We start from the raw sequence: 16,296 nt of genomic DNA, 5'->3' as shown, positions 1-16,296 counted from the left end.
TGTTGGTTCTGTTGCATTGGTTTCTGTTGCTAGCTTACTACCTACTTCAGTGTTTGCTGAAGAAGCAGGTTTAGTCAATGTCTACTCAGCTCGCAAAGAAGCGTTAATTAAGCCGATGCTAGAACGTTTTACTGAACAGACCGGTATTACTGTTAATCTGGTAACTGGTAAGGCGGATGCGTTACTGAAGCGCCTTGAGGTTGAGGGTAGTGCAAGTCCGGCGGATCTTTTTGTAACGGTCGACGCTGGCCGTTTACATCGTGCGAAAGAGGCCGGTGTGCTCCAGGTATCGGGAAGTAAAACGCTGAATAAGGCGATTCCTGCTAGCCTGAAAGACGCTGATGGTTATTGGTATGGTATGACTCAGCGTGCACGTACCGTTTTCTATGTTAAAGGTAAGGTAGATCCTTCCGAACTTTCTACTTATGAAGACCTGGCTGATCCTAAGTGGAAGGGCCGTATCTGCGTAAGATCTTCAAGCAATATTTATAACCAATCGTTAGTTGCCTCAATGATTGACGCGATCGGTGAAGAAAAAACAGAAGCCTGGGCTAAGGGGCTTGTTAAGAATTTTGCTAAGCCGCCTTCAGGTGGCGATACAGATCAGTTGAAAGCTGCTGCTGCGGGCGTATGTGATCTGGCTATTGCTAATACCTATTACTTCGGTCGCCTTCTGAACAGTAAAGATGAAGCGAAGCAGGCGCTTGCTTCTAAGCTGGCAGCTTTCTGGCCAAATCAGGATGATCGCGGTGTACATATGAACGTAAGTGGCATTGGTGTCACTAAGCATGCACGTAATGTTGAGAATGCGGTGAAGCTGATGGAGTTTATGACATCTGACGCTTCACAAATGTGGTATGCCGAAGTGAATAATGAATACCCTGTTGTGGAAGGGGTTAAAATCCCATCTAATCTTGCGACTATGGGTGAGTTCAAAGCTGATGATATTGTGCTGAGTAAGCTGGGTGAGAATAACCGGGCGGCAGTGCAACTGATGGATCGCGCTGGCTGGAAATAATGGTGTGGCCGGTAAAAGCATTGATGATTAAGTGATAAAAAAGCAGATTCTGTACGCCTGCCGCTGTTATGAGCTGCAGGCGTTTTCTGTGTTAAAGGCCTGGATTCATGTCTGTAGTTTCATTTGCCAAGACAAAACAAAAGCTGAGTTTTTTATCGATTAGCTCGGTGGGTGTCGCGTTATTACTCATGCTGCCCATTCTGGTTATTGTGGGTTTTGTTTTTGCCGGTTCAGCTGATGTGTTTAAACATTTGTTCGAAACGGTTCTGGCAGACTACGTCGGTAATTCATTGCTATTGATGCTGGGGGTTGGCATCGGAGTACTATTACTGGGTATTCCTACCGCTTGGCTAACCAGTGTCTGTGATTTTCCGGGACGTAAGCTATTCGCCTGGGCTCTGTTACTTCCATTAGCGGTTCCCGCTTATATCATCGCTTACACCTACACCGGGCTTCTTGATTTTGCAGGTCCTGTACAAACAGCCATTCGTGATATAACTGGCTTAGGGTATGGCGAATACTGGTTTTTTGAAATCCGCTCTTTGGGTGGGGCTATGCTCATGCTCGCCTTAGTCTTGTATCCCTATGTCTACCTTTTAAGCCGAGCGGCTTTTCTTGAGCAGTCCGCCAGTACGTTGGAGGTGAGCCGAACGCTTGGGTATAACCAGTGGCAAGGGCTATTCAGGTTGGCTTTACCGCTGGCAAGACCCGCAATTATTGCGGGCCTAACCTTAGCGCTAATGGAAACGCTGGCGGATTACGGCACGGTTCAGTATTTCGGTGTGAGTACCTTTACGACCGGTATCTTTCGAACTTTCTATGGGTTTGGTGACTCTGCAGCAGCGGCACAATTAGCGGCTTTTCTACTAGGCTTTGTTGCCTTATTGGTGCTGGTGGAGAAGTATTCGCGACGTAAGGCGCGTTACCATTCTTCTGCTGAATATAAAGCCAAAGCCAAATTGATCGAGCTTAAAGGTTATAAAGCATTTCTTGCCTTTAGTATCTGTCTGGCTCCGGTGCTGTTTGGTTTTCTTATACCTGCTTCTGTACTGGCCTACTGGAGCCTTACTCAAGCGGACCTATCTGATGGAGCCTTTGCTCAATTAGCCTGGAACTCTTTCTATCTGGCGTTTTTAGCCGCATTGATTGCAGTCGGTTTTGCACTGTTATTGGCCTATGCTGGGCGTCTTAACCCAAGCAGAGCGGTGCGAGCAGCGATTGGTACAGCCGGTATGGGGTATGCTTTGCCAGGAACGATTATTGCCGTTGGGGTGATTATTCCCTTTGCCTGGTTGGATCACCAGTTGATTGCTTTTGCTAAAGAGCTTTTTGGTATTGATCTGGGGTTGGTGCTCTCTGGTACATTAGTTGCGCTCCTGTTTGCATACACTGTTCGATTCCTGGCAGTTTCACTGGGAGCGGTGCAGAGCGGTCTTAGCAAAATAAAACCAAGCCTGGATGGTGCAGCAAGAACGCTTGGGCGCACACCTATGCAAGTTTTGAAACAGGTGCATGTACCTTTGATGAAAAGCTCTGTACTGACTGCTTTGCTGATCGTGTTTGTGGATGTTTTAAAAGAGCTCCCAGCTACACTTATCCTCAGGCCTTTTAATTTTAATACCCTCGCTGTGCGTGCTTTCGAGTTGGCATCTGATGAGCGTTTAGTGGATGCGGCGCCAGCATCTTTACTTATCGTAGCGGTAGGGCTGTTACCGGTTATTTTATTAAGCCGTTCAATCTCTAAAGGACGGGCTGGAAGTTGATTATGAGTGCAACAGAACATCTGAACCTGGCTGATGTGACTTTGGCCTATGGAGAAACTGAGATTGTCCATAACGTGTCGCTTACTTTGAAGCATGGCGAAATCGGCTGTTTGCTCGGGCCTAGCGGATGTGGCAAGTCTACGCTCTTACGATCAATAGCTGGGTTTGAGCCGGTAAAGGCTGGCGAGATCAAAATGCTCGGTAGATGTCTTTCTTCTCAGACTGAGAACGTACCTACTGAGAAACGTAATATCGGCATGGTGTTTCAGGATATTGCGTTGTTTCCTCATCTTAGTATTGCCGATAACATCGCTTTTGGAATAAAGGATTGGGCTAAATCCGAGCAAGCTAAACGTGTTGCTGAACTTCTGGAATTGGTTGGCTTGCCTGGTGTTGAAAAACGTTATCCACATTCTCTATCCGGTGGGCAACAACAGCGTATCGCTTTAGCTCGAGCAATTGCGCCTAAACCTGATCTGTTATTGTTAGATGAGCCGTTTTCTGGACTGGATGCGAACCTTAGGGAGACGCTGGTGCCGGAGATTAGAGATATCCTTAAGCATGAGTCAATGAGTGCGATTCTGGTGACTCATGACCAGATGGAAGCATTTGCCATGGCCGATAAAGTAGCGGTTATGATGCAGGGTGAAATTCAGCAGTGGGGCAGTGCTTTCAATATTTATCATGAACCAAAGACGCGTTTTGTTGCGGACTTCATCGGTTTGGGTGAGTTCCTCAAAGCGACAATTATTGATGAGTTCTCTGTAGATTCTGCCCTGGGCTGCCTTAAGGGCGATGAGCCTCTTCGTTTCCCCGCTGGTACAGAGGTTGAACTCCTGATTCGTCCTGATGATATTCAGCATGCAGAGGATGGTCCGCTGCGCGGAACGATCGTGAAGAAATGGTTCAGGGGGTCGCACTATCTGTACCATGTGGAACTGGAACATGGTGAAGTGTTGCCTTGTATTACGGCTTGCCATCACGATCATGGCGTTGGGGAAATGCTAGGCTTGAGTGTCGAGCTGGATCATCTGGTTGTCTTCCCGTTATGCGATCCTGAGACCGGTGTTTGTGATCTTCAGGAAGCTGAAGTTGTTCAGGCTCAAGTCGTGAATGCATAATCGTCAGCTCGCCGTTATTTGCAACACTGAGTTACTTATTTCAGGATAGGAATACCATTGGCAATGAATTAGCATAGGCACCCATTACTCATTTAGGTGCTTTATGTCACGCCCTGATCTGCTTCAAGATAATATTCGCGTTACCCTCTTTAAAATGACAGTGCCGATGATGATGGGCATTGTCAGCTTGATGCTGTTCAATTTAGCCGACCTGTACTTTGTCAGCCGCTTAGGGACGGATGCGCTGGCGGCTTTAGGGTTTACCTTCCCGGTTTGCTTCACTGTTATCAGCCTTGCCATTGGGCTGGGTATCGGCATGTCTGCAACTCTCGCGCGCTTGTTGGGGGCCGGTGAAAGTGACGAGGCCAGCTCATTAGCTTCCGATAACTTATTGGCGATTGCGATAATGGTCGCTCTGCTATCTATAGTGCTGCAGTTTCTGATCGACCCTGTGTTTACCTTGATGGGCGCTGCGGAAAACCTTATGCCGGTTATTCGTAGTTATATGCAGATCTGGCTGATAGGTTCTGTCTTCCTTGTAGTGAATATGGTCTGTAATGCCTGCATGCGGGCAAGCGGAGACACGAAAACACCTGCCTTACTCATGGCGGGCTCTTCACTAATGAACCTTTGTTTAGACCCTCTTCTTATCTTCGGTTATGGCTCTATCCCGGGGTTTGGTATAGAGGGAGCGGCAGCCGCTAGCATCATTGCCTGGTCGGTCACTACGTTGATTGCACTGCATATCCTTTACCACAAAAAGAAACTACTGGTTGTCCAAAGCCTCGACAAGCAACGTGTGTGGGGGCACTTTCGAAGTGTAATGAAGATTGGGTTACCTGCGGCGTTGTCCAATATGATGACACCGATTGCACAGGCCGTTCTGACCTATCTAGTTGCCCGTCATGGGCCTGAAGCGGTCGCTGCTTTTGGTGTTGGGAATCGTATCGAATCGCTCTCTCTGCTTGTCTGCCTTGCTTTGTCTATGACGCTGCCTCCGTTTATTAGTCAGAATTTTGGTGCAGGTAATATCGAGCGGGTGAAAGAGGCTTACAAGCAGGTGGCTGGCTTTGCACTTGTGTGGCAAATGTTGGTTTTTGGTCTGCTAATGGTTGTTGCAGATCGTATTGCAGATATCTTTAGTAATATAGACGCGGTAAAAGTACTAATAGTTTTGTGGGTATTTATCGTGCCATGCGGCTTTGCATTCCAGGCATTAACCTTCCTGACAGCCTCTAGTTTTAATGCATTGCATCAACCAATGAGGGCGATGCGAATCAGTATTATGAGGCTTTTTGTTTTCTCACTTCCGTTAGCTCTTATTGGTTCGCAACTCTATGGTTTGCAAGGGATGTTTATTGGCTTGGTTGTCGCTAATGCCCTTGTGGCCCTGACCGCTTGGGGCACGATGCAGCGCTTTTTCAAAACCCTGTAATGCTGCGGCTGCACTACGCATATCCCCATCAAATACGGGTGTCATTATATTTTCATAGCCTTGATGTAGGTTAAGAACTCTTCAACCAAAGTCATATTAATATCTTTGCAGAGATGGCATTATGATCGAGGAAAGGCCAAGGAATTGTCCGAGAAGATAATAAGAATATATAAAACCACTCAAGAAACTAAAGAATTAAAGGGGATGTAAGCATGAGTCAGAAAATTGCACTCGTGACTGGTGGTACTGGTGGTCTAGGTACTGCGATCTGTCGCTCACTGGCAGATGATGGTTTTCGTGTTGTAGCAGGCTACAACAGTGGTGGTAACCATGATAAAGCCAAGGCATGGCAGGAAGAACAGAAGAAAGATGGCTACGATATCGATGTAGCCTATGGTGATGTAACGAATGCTGAATCTTGTGCCCAGTGTATCGCTACAGTAGAGGAGCTTACAGGTGGCACAGTTGATATCCTGATCAACAACGCAGGTATCACACGTGATGGTCAGTTCAAGAAAATGAGCTGGGAGCAGTGGGATGAAGTACTCACCGCTAACCTGGACTCAATGTTCCACATGACGCGTCTGGTCATCAACGGCATGGTTGATAAAGGCTGGGGCCGTGTAATCAATATCTCTTCTGTAAATGCGCAGAAAGGACAGTTTGGTCAGTGTAACTACTCAGCTGCTAAAGCAGGTATTCATGGTTTCACTAAAGCGCTGGCACAGGAAGTTGCGCGTAAGGGTGTTACTGTTAATACGGTTTCCCCTGGTTACATTAAGACCGCTATGGTTGCGAAAATTGCTCAGGAAATTCAGGATCAGATCTGTGCAGGCATCCCAGTAGGTCGTTTTGGTACGCCTGAAGAGATCGGTCGTATGTGTGCGTTCCTATCTGATAACCAGTCGGGCTATATCACAGGTGCTGATATGTCGGTTAACGGCGGTTTGCACATGTCCTAATCTGGACTTTCTTATTAAAAAGCCCGCATTTGCGGGCTTTTTTGTGTCTGATATTGAGCAGCGTAAGTTAGCGGATCTAGAGCAGATTTTGTATCTGCTGTTCAAATCGTTCGCTGAGTTCTTCAAAATGTCCTGCAAATGGAATGCTTAGCCATTCGAGTTCCAATTGCCTGATTTCAACCAGATTAAACCCTTGTTCTTGCTCGGCCAGCGCCTGTTGCAACCGTTCCATCTGGTATTCCATACGCAGGGCCTGGTCTTCAGTAGGTGAGGGTTGAGAAGATGCAATCTCAAGGCGAATACAAAGCTGACGCAGCCTTAGCTCTTGCTCATTAAGAATGCTATCTATTTGATCAGGGTGAGCTGCCAGATTGATTAAGGTCTTGTAGCGTTGATTTATATTTGAGCTGATTTCGGCATCGGATTGCGGCCAGCTATGCTGGATCGCTTCAAGTTGATCCTCTTCAGCTTGTTCAAGAATCGCATGTTCAAGCTGCTCGCATATATTGGCTTTAGTTTGTAGCTGGTGGTCTAACGCTGACTCAAAATTATTCAGGTTATGCTTTTGTTCTTCAATAAAGCTCACGACAGCGTCAACTCGTTTGCTTTCTGAGCTTGAAGTCTTGCTCAGTAAAGCGCGTGCCTGCTGTAATTTGGATTCCAGCAATGAGAGGCTACATGCTGACTGTATCAACTGTTCCAGCTCATCACAAAGCTCGCTTAAGGCTTGATGATCGAGATCTATAGATCGTTCATGGCTCGGCGTTTCATAGTACTTTTCAAAAACAGCGCTGCAGATTTCTCTAAACTGGTTCCAGAGCTTGCGCTCTTGATTACGTGGAGCCTGGCCCAGACTTTTCCATTCCTGTTGGAGCTGTTTTATCTGCTCTGTAGAGCCTTCGATATGTGCTGTGTTGAGGATCTCAGCCGCTGCTGATATCAGCGTTTGTTTCTTTTTAGCATTATCCTGACGAACCGCTTTAATGGGTTCTTCCAGTTGGCTAAGCTGACGGTCGAAGCGGGCTTGAAGTTTTTTACCTGGGGCGCGGTCTACTGGCGAGTGGGTTCTCCAGGCTTGCTTGGCATCACGGATCTTGCTCTCGAATGTTTTCCAGTCATCTGCATCGCAATCCGATTCAGGAATAGATAATAGGTCCAGGGAATCACATATCTTTTCCCTTTCCCGAAGGTTTTCTTGCCTCATGTTACGCTGTTCTGCAAAGAACTCATCACATGGTGCGTAGGCAGAGTCTGAAGCCTTTTTGAAGCGTTTCCATAGCTGTTGGGAATGAACAGAATCAGTCGCATCGAGTAGTTTCCACTCTTTTTGCAGACGCTTGATGTGATTGGCTTTTTCCTGAACGCCTAGATCGTTTTCAATCAGGGCTTCCATCTGATTACAGAGAGCCTCTTTTTTCGGGGTAACGGCATAGGCTTGCCAGTCCCTGATCTCCTGAAGTTCATAACCAAGCGTTTTGATGCGTTGCTCAAGTTCGTTGGTTAGGCTTCCGTTTAAGCGTTTACTTAGCTGTTCAGCTTTCTTTATCTGCTTGTCAGCTGTTCTGATCTCGCCATTTTGGATGGCTAGCTTTAGTTCATCCAGCAGCTCGCCCAGCTCATTCTGTAACTGTTTGGTATGGCTATTCTGCTTATCAAGCAGTTGATGGGCTCTGGACAGAGCCGATTCTAGTCGGTTTAAAGAATCTGGTTTGGTATGTTGTTTTGACCAACCTATCTTCGCAATGAGTTTGCGGGATTCTTTGGCCTGGCTTTTTAGCTTCTCAGAGCAAGTGGTATGTTCAGCCAGCGATTCACTTAGGCTTACTATCTGCGGTTCAGAAACGTAAAAGTCTTTATAAGATTGTATCAGGCTGTTTAACTGAGTGGATATCTTGGAAAATTTTTCTAGCTCACTTTCGGCGCTATGTTGGTTGATAAGCTGCCATTTGTTGATCAGCTTATCTAGCTGAGTTTGGAATGCTTCTAACTCAGAAGGGCCGCTAAACAACTGTGAGCTGGTTTCTTTGAGGACACAGAGTTCAGAATAGAGGCTGTGGCATTGTTCTTTCTGTCGAAGTAATTCGGCTTCTTGTTCCGCCGCTAACTTTTCTAGTTGCTTCTGTTGTTCCAGAACCGACAGCGTTTGTTTTGCAGAAGAGGCAAAGTCTTCTTCCTGTTGAGGCGTGGCAAAGGCGGAAAGTTGATCCCACTCCTGTACAAGTGCGTTACGCTTAGCTCCAAATAATGGGAAGTACTCACTAGTTTGCAGTACTCTCATTGCAGAAATTGTTTTGTCTAAAGCGGCTCGGTTCTCTTCAACTAACTTTTCTTGCTCACGGATAACCTGAAGTTTGTCCTTGGCGGTCTTAAAAACGCCCTTGTCTTTGCTTTTAGCTTTTTTGCAAAGGGTTTCAAGCGTATCAGTTGTGCAAATTTTTTCAGTGGCCTGAACTCGGATACTCGCTCGCTGACTTTTTTCAGCAATAACCGATAAGCAAGTATCATCGTCAAGCTGTGATACGGCTTGTTGCCGCAGCGTTTCATCCGGGCTGTTCAGTGCTATATGAGTGAGGAAATTGCTGTCGAAAAGGGCGCTGAGGGCAGCACTTTTCTCATCGTGGCTAGGGGATTCTGTTTTGCTTAACAAGATCTGGCTGATGCGATGTAAAGCTTGTTCTCTGTTATTCTGTGCCGCATCTTTTTTGCTGATTTTGATAAGTAGATCAAGATTAATCAGCTTTTCTGTTGCGGTTAAGCGCACTAAATCGTCCTGATCAGTTAACGCTAACTGAGATAGGATCGATTGATCTTCGGCTTTTTCTACGCTTAGTTTGGAAATCGCTTTTATGCGTTTTCCTGCTTTCGCGTGCTGCCAATTGGGTTTGAAAAATCTGCCTAGCATAACTACCTGAACATCTTCGGTCGGGCGCATATGAGATGGAACGCCAGGACCATTGTGGCCGGCTATTCTACCTCAGAATTATGAATCTGACAGCGTTGACATTAGGTGAAAGTCTTGTAATGAGCGAAATAAACGGGCAAAAATCTATGTGACTTCGCGACCGATTGGCCGGTATAAGAGGGATAGAGAGCTGATTAGCTCTCTATATGAAAATCACTAATCTTAAGTTGAATTTTGATCTTCTAGTTAAGTTCGTACTTCTACTTCACCGTCGACATACAACCAAAACCCATCGGTCTTTCTGAAATTGGAACGCTCATATAAAGTTCCGCTTTGATCGTCGGTCTCAAATTGGGCTTCAAATTCAACCATGCCGGTTTCGTCGGCACGAGCGCCTTGCTCTGTTTGCAAAATCGTCAGGCCTGTCCAGTTGGTGTACTTAACCTGGTCGGCCAGTATTTCTGCATCGTCTTCGTTACGTTTTTCAGGTGCGGTAGTATCAATCAGATAATCAATTGCTCCAAGTGCAAATGCGGTATAGCGAGAACGCATAAGCGCTTCAGCTGTAGGCGCACTCTTTTGACCTTCAACAAGCGGTTTGCAGCAGTAATCGAATGGCTTTTTAGAACCGCAGGGGCAAGATTTATCCATTACTTCCTGATCATAAGACATGGGTGTAACCTTCACACTGAAAAGTTAGTCTGAGTTAATGACCGTTTCCTGATAATATCCATATCACTTGGTCATTGCATGGGGACGCTCTCATTAGCCGAATTTAAGTGGCTGTTAATTGCATATTCCCTAATGCACATTATATCTATCAGTTTTACCTGTTTGGCAAGGATTCTTTATGGCTAATCAGCCTCTTACATTTTACTGGCATGACTACGAAACATTCGGTGCTGATCCTAAGCGTGATTGGCCGGTTCAGTTTGCCGGTATCAGAACCGATGAGCATTTAAATGTCATTGAAGAGCCCTTGATGGTTTATTGCAAACCGAGCGATGACCAGCTTCCGTATCCGGAAGCGTGCCTCATAACAGGTATCACCCCCCAGAAAGCGATGGATGAAGGTCTGTGTGAAGCAGACTTTTTCGCCAAAATCCATGAACAGTTAGCCAGACCAGGTACTTGTGGTGTTGGGTATAACAGTATTCGGTTTGATGATGAAGTGACCCGGTATGGTCTGTACAGGAACTTCTTCGATCCGTATGCAAGAGAGTGGCAAAATGGTTGCTCTCGCTGGGATATCATCGATATGCTCAGGCTTACCCGTACGCTCCGCCCTGAAGGCATCGTCTGGCCTAAATACGAAGATGGTACACCGAGTTTAAGGCTTGAAGACCTCACTGTTGCAAATGGAATAGATCATGGTCATGCCCATGATGCTTTGTCTGATGTGTATGCCACTATAGAGATGGCGAAACTTGTTAGAGAGAAACAGCCAAAATTATTCAATTACGTTCTCAATAATCGCAGCAAGCAAAGCATTCAATCCCTTCTGGATACGCAAAGCTTTAAACCGGTACTTCATATATCTTCTCGATATGCGATTGAGTATGGTAATACGGCTGTAGTCGCACCTATAGCAACTCACCCTGTCAATAAAAATGGCGTGATTGTCTGGGATCTTCGATTTAATCCTGAGCCTTTGATGCAGCTCTCAGCCGAAGAGCTAAGACAGTTGTTGTATACCCCTCGAGCGGAATTAGATGATAGTGACCCCCGTATTGCTCTGAAGCAGGTTCACATAAATAAATGCCCGATTATCGCCCCAGCAGGAATGATCAGTTCTGAGGAGGCTGCCAGATTACAGATTAACGGCGATCAGTGCAGAGCTCATTTGCAGATGTTAAGAAGTTATACTGGTTTTAGGGAAAAATTGGCCGATATCTATAGTGAAAGCCCTTTTGATACAGACAGCGATCCTGATCAGATGCTTTATAGCGGCGGCTTTTTCACCCCTTCTGATCGGCAGTTGATGGACCAGGTTCGGGAGTCAGGCCCTGATCAGTTAGCAGAACTGGATCTGCCGTTTCAGGATCCGCGTTTGGAAGAGATGCTTTTACGTTACAAAGCGCGAAATTGCCCGCATGTGCTTAATCATGAAGATCAGATGCAATGGGAAACCTATCGTCAGCGTAAACTCCTGAAAGGAGAAGGAGGGCATCTGACGATGGAGAAATTTTATCAGCGTTTAAATGAACTATACGCAGAGGCAGAAACGGATGAAAAGCGAAAGCATATACTTGAAGAGTTAGCCGTTTATGCTGAAGCAATTTATCCGATGGACGATTCATTTGATGAAGCTTACTAAGATACTCGTTGTAAGTGCGCTATTGATTCCGCTAAATGCACTGTCGGAAGAGATTGAGGCACCTATTGAGTATCGGGTTACCTCTCCAAAAGGCTATTACTATGGCACAGTTGATGGTGAAACGGCTTATAAGGACTGGCGTCGTGGCACTTTTGATAAAGAGAGAATGATCGAGGTTCAGCCAAAAGACCTGCCAAGTAATCTGCCTGAGCCGGTTATCATTCCCTATGTCGAACCGAAAGTGAATGAAGTGCCGGTAGGGAAACCTAAACAACCACCTTTAAAAGGTGAAGATAAAATATTTGTTCAAATTGGCAAAGATGAGAAAGAAGCGCGTTGCTTTATTCTGGGCCAAGGCTGTGAAGATTTGGTTGAGCCGGAGGTTAAAGATTCGGTCTATTTCAGGCCAATTGAAGCGCTACAAGAACAGCAAGGTGGCGACACTTCAACTAAGAAGCGAGAGATTATTCAGCCGGAATAATCTCTCGTACTATTTAAGCCTCAGGCACGTATTGTTCATTACGTTTAATCTTATTAAAGATATCGCTCGAATTCAGGGTTGAGCTCACTTCGGTCTTAAATCTGTTGCCGTTATTTAGAACAACAAGTTTGCGTGTTTGTAATTGTTCAAAACAGGTCTTCAGTTGTTCAAGGCTTAATCCCCGTACCTTGTCAGCAAGTTTTTGTCTGCTATCGAAGTCGGTTTCCCGCCAATCAATTTCACGCCAGAAACGTTTGCTTCGACTGCTAAGTTTGTTGTCCTTTTTCTGGATCCGTGAGATTACGCTCTGCTTATATTTAGTCAGGGTTGCTTCATCTAAGTTGCTAATTGTGGCTTCTGATTTATTCAGAAAGTTATTTACTTCTTCACGCAACTGATTTGCATCTGCTGAAGGGGATTGAATGATGAACGCGATCCCCGGCGTTTTATTCATCTGTAAAGCGGTTGCGAACACAATATAGCCCAACTGCTTTTCGGTGCGCATCTCGTTATAAAAAGGGGCTGATAAAAGCTCACTAAGCACCGATATCTCTGCGCGACTTTGCAGAGAGTTATTTTCACCCTGTAGAAGTACAGAGATGGCTGAATCGTTATGATCAATCGCAAGTTGCTCTACCACCGTTTTGTTTTGTGGAATTTCAGCGACATTGATAGCAGGCACCGCTTCAGGCTCTTTGGCGAGCAAAGGGGTGGTGATCATCGCTTCAAGGGCCAGTGCTCCTTTGGAGCTATGGTTACCGTGAGTCAGTAGCTTGATGCTCGGTTTCGATAATAGCCCTTTGGCAAATTTTCGAAGATCTTCCTCCGCGATGCTTTCCAGGGCTGTGCGTTTAGCGCTGTTTTCCCATTGCGGCAGGAGTAGTTCGTATAGGCGGTTAGTGGTTTGATTATACGGCTTATCATTTAGCTCATTAGCCAAGTCATCCAGATATTTCTGCTTAAGAATGGCGAATCGTTGCGGAGCTGATTCCTCTGAAATGATCGCGTTAATGACTTTCTGTAGGAGTAGATCGATGTTGTCGCTATAGCCGGATAGGCGAACGGTGAAGCCTTTCAGGTGTGGGTAAACCTGAGTATTTAATCCCGCCATATACGCGTCATAAAGGTCTTCAATCAGCTGTTCCTGCAGCATATCAACAAATAGGTTGTTCAGGATCCATTGCTTTGCTGAACTGTTGGCTGATTCTGATTGAAGCGTGAAATAGACGTTGGTTTTTGGCGTACCGAAACTGGTGTCTTGCATATACCAGTGCTCAAAGCCTTCTGCTTTTGATAGCAGCTTCGGCTTGGTGCCGTCTTTTGTGCTTAACATGTCCAGATTTTTGGCAACAAAAGGGTTTATTTCACGGACACTAAGCGTTGAATCGATACTTTGAACTTGAAGCTGTTTAATCTCTTCTTCTGATAGTTTTGCACTGTTAAAGGGGACTTTATAATCCGGCTCTGTTTGAGTGCCGTTAATAGCCTGAGATTTAAGTACAAGTTGAAGGTTATCAGGGCGTAAGTAGCTAAGAAAATCCTCGATGAGTTCAGGGTCATAATTTTCAAAGACGTGTTCAGCAATCATGACCTCTTCGGTAGGGTAATGTTGCATCATTTGAGAAAGCCCGCTGACCAGATGAATCGGTTCTGATTCTTCCTTAAATCTGAAACTGATCGAGCTGAGTTGCTTCTCTTCTTCGAATAGTTCGCGGTTTATCCCTTGCTGTTTCAGTAGCTCAATATACTGAAAAACTGTTTGGCTGACCTGCAGGTAGTTCGCATAACCTTGTTCTGTCAGCTGAATATTCACCATAAACGAGGCCTGATCATGCAGGTTATGCCCTTGAGAGGCAGATAAAGCGGTTGCCCATCCCTTAGCCTTAAGCAATGAAAGTAGGCTGCTCTTACCTTCGTAGCCGATCAGACTACTAATCAGATACACAGGCTTCTGGCGCCACAATGTACGGGTTTCTGGTATAGGGAAGGTTAGTGTCAGGGAGCGTATATCTTTGACGCTCTGGATCTCAATTTTTTGCGGCAAAGCGTCTTTGTTAAAAAGGCTGCCCTGGCTTTGAAAGGCTTCTGCGTTGACGTTCTTCACTGAGCTGAACTTAATACGCGCTAACTCTTCAAGTTCATCAAGTGATTCTCTGCCCAGAATCACCAAACTCATCAGGTTTGCTGAATAGTATTTTTTGTAAAAGCGCAGAAGGTCGTCTCGTACCGGCTTGCCTTCACGATCTTCTAGCGTTTTTAAGCTGCCCACAGCAAAACGGTTATGGCTGTTTTCCTGGTTCATTTGCGATTTGGTCACCGCGTAGCTGCGACGGTAATCATCCTTTATTTTTGCCTGATATTCCGAGTGAACCGCATGACGTTCGCGGTCTACATATTTTTCATTAAATAGCGGAGCAACAAAAAACTGGGAAAAACGGTCTAGAGCGGGTTCCAGGTTGTCAGCGGAAACATCAAAAAAGTAATTTGTATTTTCCTGAGACGTATAAGCGTTATGACCGCCGCCATGAGCACGTATAAAACTCTGGTATTCATCAGCTGTTGGATATTTTTCTGTGCCAAGGAACAACATATGCTCAAGAAAATGAGCAAGACCCGCTCGATCTTCTGGATTGGCACTAGAACCTATAGCGACGTTCATTGAGGCCGCAGCTTTATCGCTGCCGGGTTTAGAAATGAGCAAGATGCGTAGTTGGTTATCCAGAGTAATACTACGATAGTTTTTTGTGTCATTCGGACTTTTTTGAACCGTTGCTTGTACGGAACTGGAAATGGCGACACTAAGACAGAGTAAAACAAGAGACAGGATATACTTCATAGCAGAGGCAGAAGAGGTAAACATGCAACGCGCCTTTAGAAAAAAAAGAAAATATTGGCTTGAGACAAAGGATAGCGATAAGGGTTCCCTTAATCCATCCCTGAGGTGGTGTTACAATCGGAGATACTTAGCGGTTTTATCGACAGGAAGGAAGTGATGAACAAAGAGAAAGTGATTTTTGCATTTTTTATTGTACTGGCATTAACGCTGAACTTTGGCTTCTTTCTGGGGGAAATTGATAATCCTGCCCACCACAATGTGTATGAGTTTTTTGCTGCCCTTGTCGTCAGCATGATTTGTACCGTCATTAAGTTTGGTGATCGTACTCACTTGGGGGCGCTGATGCTGGCGACTTCATTGGTTGCCGATTTGCAACTGGTCGTAGCTGCGGGTATCTGGGGCTACGCTGAGCAAGTCAGTGGTGTGGGGATGGATGCGTCTAATATGTCGAGCATTGTTTCCCTGAGTGGGGGGGCACTGCTGGCTAACATTATCTCGGTTATTCTTCTGGTTGTAGAAACAGCGATGTTACGCCGCTAAGAAAGGCGCCATAACGATGAATAACGTTATCTACCTGTTTCTGCGCCGTTTGCGTGCACCGCTCATTACGCTTATTACGGTTTACTCGATTTCGGTTCTGGGATTTGTTCTGATACCTGGGCTTGATGACGAAGGTAACGTTTATCGCATGAGCTTCTTTCATGCGTTCTATTTTGTCTCATTTATGGGCTCAACGATCGGTTTCGGTGAGATCCCTTATGAGTTTACTTCCGCACAACGGATGTGGACGCTTTTTTGTATCTATGCCACGGTAATCGCCTGGTTATATGGCATTGGTACCACGTTGTCACTTTTGCAGGAACCTGTATTCAGACGCATGTTACGCCGACGCTCATTCTCGGCAACAGTACGGCAGATTAATGAACCATTCTATCTGATCTGTGGTTATGGGGTGACGGGCAGTGTGATCGTTCGTCAGTTGTCACTTCGTGAAATTCGGGTCGTGGTCTTGGAAATTGATCAGGAGCGGATCGATGCTTTAGAAATGGATGAGCTTCCGGTCTCGGTACCTGCGCTGTGTGCAGATGCCTCTTTGCCTGATGTCCTCGATTCAGCCGGTTTGCAGCATGATAAATGTATCGGGGTTATGGCACTCACCGATAATGATCAGGCGAACCTGTCGATTGCTATTGCGAGTAAGTTGCTGTGCCCAGAACGTTTGGTGATAAGTCGAACGGAGTCTGATGTTACCACGGCAAACCTTAAATCTTTTGGTACAGACTTAGTTGTTGATCCGTTCAGAACTTATGCACAGTATCTTTCTTTAGCTGCGCACGCTCCCTATATGCACCTTGTTTATGATTGGATTCACAATCCCTATCATCGCTCTCTGGCCAGTGTATATCAGCGTACAAAAGGTGATTGGATTATCTGCGGGCATGGGCGTTTTGGGCGAGCTTT

General features: G+C 45.7%; 12 protein-coding genes. 9 read left to right on the top strand and 3 right to left on the bottom strand.

Annotated elements, in window-relative coordinates; all coding sequences use genetic code 11:
* The 5 genes from MED92_RS06925 to phbB form a co-directional block, all read left to right on the top strand.
* Positions 1-1,018 (top strand): Fe(3+) ABC transporter substrate-binding protein (locus tag MED92_RS06925; RefSeq protein ID WP_007020806.1); only part of this gene is annotated, 1,018 nt, incomplete at its 5' end.
* 107 nt (positions 1,019-1,125) lie between these two features.
* The gene (locus tag MED92_RS06920) at positions 1,126-2,781 is read left to right on the top strand and encodes an ABC transporter permease (protein WP_007020805.1); all 1,656 of its coding nucleotides are present in this window, start codon (positions 1,126-1,128) and stop codon (positions 2,779-2,781) included.
* 2 nt (positions 2,782-2,783) lie between these two features.
* Positions 2,784-3,902, top strand: coding sequence for an ABC transporter ATP-binding protein (locus MED92_RS06915; RefSeq protein ID WP_007020804.1), 1,119 nt, complete (start codon positions 2,784-2,786; stop codon positions 3,900-3,902).
* 103 nt (positions 3,903-4,005) lie between these two features.
* Positions 4,006-5,337, top strand: a complete 1,332-nt coding sequence (locus MED92_RS06910; RefSeq protein ID WP_007020803.1) for an MATE family efflux transporter — start codon at positions 4,006-4,008, stop codon at positions 5,335-5,337.
* Between the two features lie 212 nt (positions 5,338-5,549).
* Positions 5,550-6,299, top strand: coding sequence for an acetoacetyl-CoA reductase (gene phbB, locus MED92_RS06905; RefSeq protein WP_007020802.1), 750 nt, complete (start codon positions 5,550-5,552; stop codon positions 6,297-6,299).
* A 76-nt stretch (positions 6,300-6,375) separates the two neighbouring features.
* On the opposite strand, the gene MED92_RS06900 is transcribed toward phbB, so the two are convergent.
* Positions 6,376-9,231 (bottom strand): DUF349 domain-containing protein, encoded by a 2,856-nt coding sequence (locus MED92_RS06900; protein ID WP_007020801.1) that lies wholly within the window; start codon positions 9,229-9,231, stop codon positions 6,376-6,378.
* 216 nt (positions 9,232-9,447) lie between these two features.
* Complete coding sequence (locus tag MED92_RS06895) at positions 9,448-9,873, bottom strand: YchJ family protein (protein ID WP_007020800.1); 426 nt, start codon at positions 9,871-9,873, stop codon at positions 9,448-9,450.
* A gap of 178 nt (positions 9,874-10,051) precedes the next feature.
* On the opposite strand from MED92_RS06895, the gene sbcB reads away from it, so the two are divergent.
* Both sbcB and MED92_RS06885 read left to right on the top strand, forming a co-directional pair.
* Complete coding sequence (gene sbcB / locus MED92_RS06890; protein ID WP_007020799.1) at positions 10,052-11,518, top strand: exodeoxyribonuclease I; 1,467 nt, start codon at positions 10,052-10,054, stop codon at positions 11,516-11,518.
* Complete coding sequence (locus MED92_RS06885) at positions 11,505-11,999, top strand: hypothetical protein (protein WP_007020798.1); 495 nt, start codon at positions 11,505-11,507, stop codon at positions 11,997-11,999. Before sbcB ends, MED92_RS06885 begins: the two co-directional genes overlap by 14 nt.
* A 13-nt stretch (positions 12,000-12,012) precedes the next feature.
* Here the strand turns inward: MED92_RS06885 and MED92_RS06880 are convergent, their stop codons facing one another.
* Entirely contained in the window at positions 12,013-14,859 is a 2,847-nt protein-coding gene (locus MED92_RS06880) for an insulinase family protein (RefSeq protein ID WP_007020797.1), read from the bottom strand.
* Positions 14,860-14,991: 132 nt separating this feature from the next.
* Between MED92_RS06880 and MED92_RS06875 the strand changes: the two genes are divergently transcribed.
* Positions 14,992-15,375, top strand: a complete 384-nt coding sequence (locus tag MED92_RS06875) for a DUF6394 family protein (protein ID WP_007020796.1) — start codon at positions 14,992-14,994, stop codon at positions 15,373-15,375.
* A 16-nt stretch (positions 15,376-15,391) separates the two neighbouring features.
* Positions 15,392-16,296 (top strand): potassium channel family protein (locus tag MED92_RS06870; protein ID WP_007020795.1); only part of this gene is annotated, 905 nt, incomplete at its 3' end.

The sequence above is a fragment of the Neptuniibacter caesariensis genome, from assembly GCF_000153345.1.
Taxonomy (GTDB): Bacteria; Pseudomonadota; Gammaproteobacteria; order Pseudomonadales; family Balneatricaceae; genus Neptuniibacter; species Neptuniibacter caesariensis.
The sequence above is the reverse complement of the archived record's forward strand: the minus strand, read 5'-3'. Positions and strand labels throughout refer to the sequence as shown.

Bases quoted from the DNA above. Each gene is read 5' to 3' on its own strand.
- MED92_RS06920 (WP_007020805.1), top strand. From the start codon at position 1,126: ATGTCTGTAGTTTCATTTGCCAAGACAAAACAAAAGCTGAGTTTTTTA.
- MED92_RS06915 (WP_007020804.1), top strand. From the start codon at position 2,784: ATGAGTGCAACAGAACATCTGAACCTGGCTGATGTGACTTTGGCCTAT.
- MED92_RS06910 (WP_007020803.1), top strand. From the start codon at position 4,006: ATGTCACGCCCTGATCTGCTTCAAGATAATATTCGCGTTACCCTCTTT.
- phbB (WP_007020802.1), top strand. From the start codon at position 5,550: ATGAGTCAGAAAATTGCACTCGTGACTGGTGGTACTGGTGGTCTAGGT.
- MED92_RS06900 (WP_007020801.1), bottom strand. From the start codon at position 9,231: ATGCGCCCGACCGAAGATGTTCAGGTAGTTATGCTAGGCAGATTTTTC.
- MED92_RS06895 (WP_007020800.1), bottom strand. From the start codon at position 9,873: ATGTCTTATGATCAGGAAGTAATGGATAAATCTTGCCCCTGCGGTTCT.
- sbcB (WP_007020799.1), top strand. From the start codon at position 10,052: ATGGCTAATCAGCCTCTTACATTTTACTGGCATGACTACGAAACATTC.
- MED92_RS06885 (WP_007020798.1), top strand. From the start codon at position 11,505: ATGAAGCTTACTAAGATACTCGTTGTAAGTGCGCTATTGATTCCGCTA.
- MED92_RS06880 (WP_007020797.1), bottom strand. From the start codon at position 14,859: ATGTTTACCTCTTCTGCCTCTGCTATGAAGTATATCCTGTCTCTTGTT.
- MED92_RS06875 (WP_007020796.1), top strand. From the start codon at position 14,992: ATGAACAAAGAGAAAGTGATTTTTGCATTTTTTATTGTACTGGCATTA.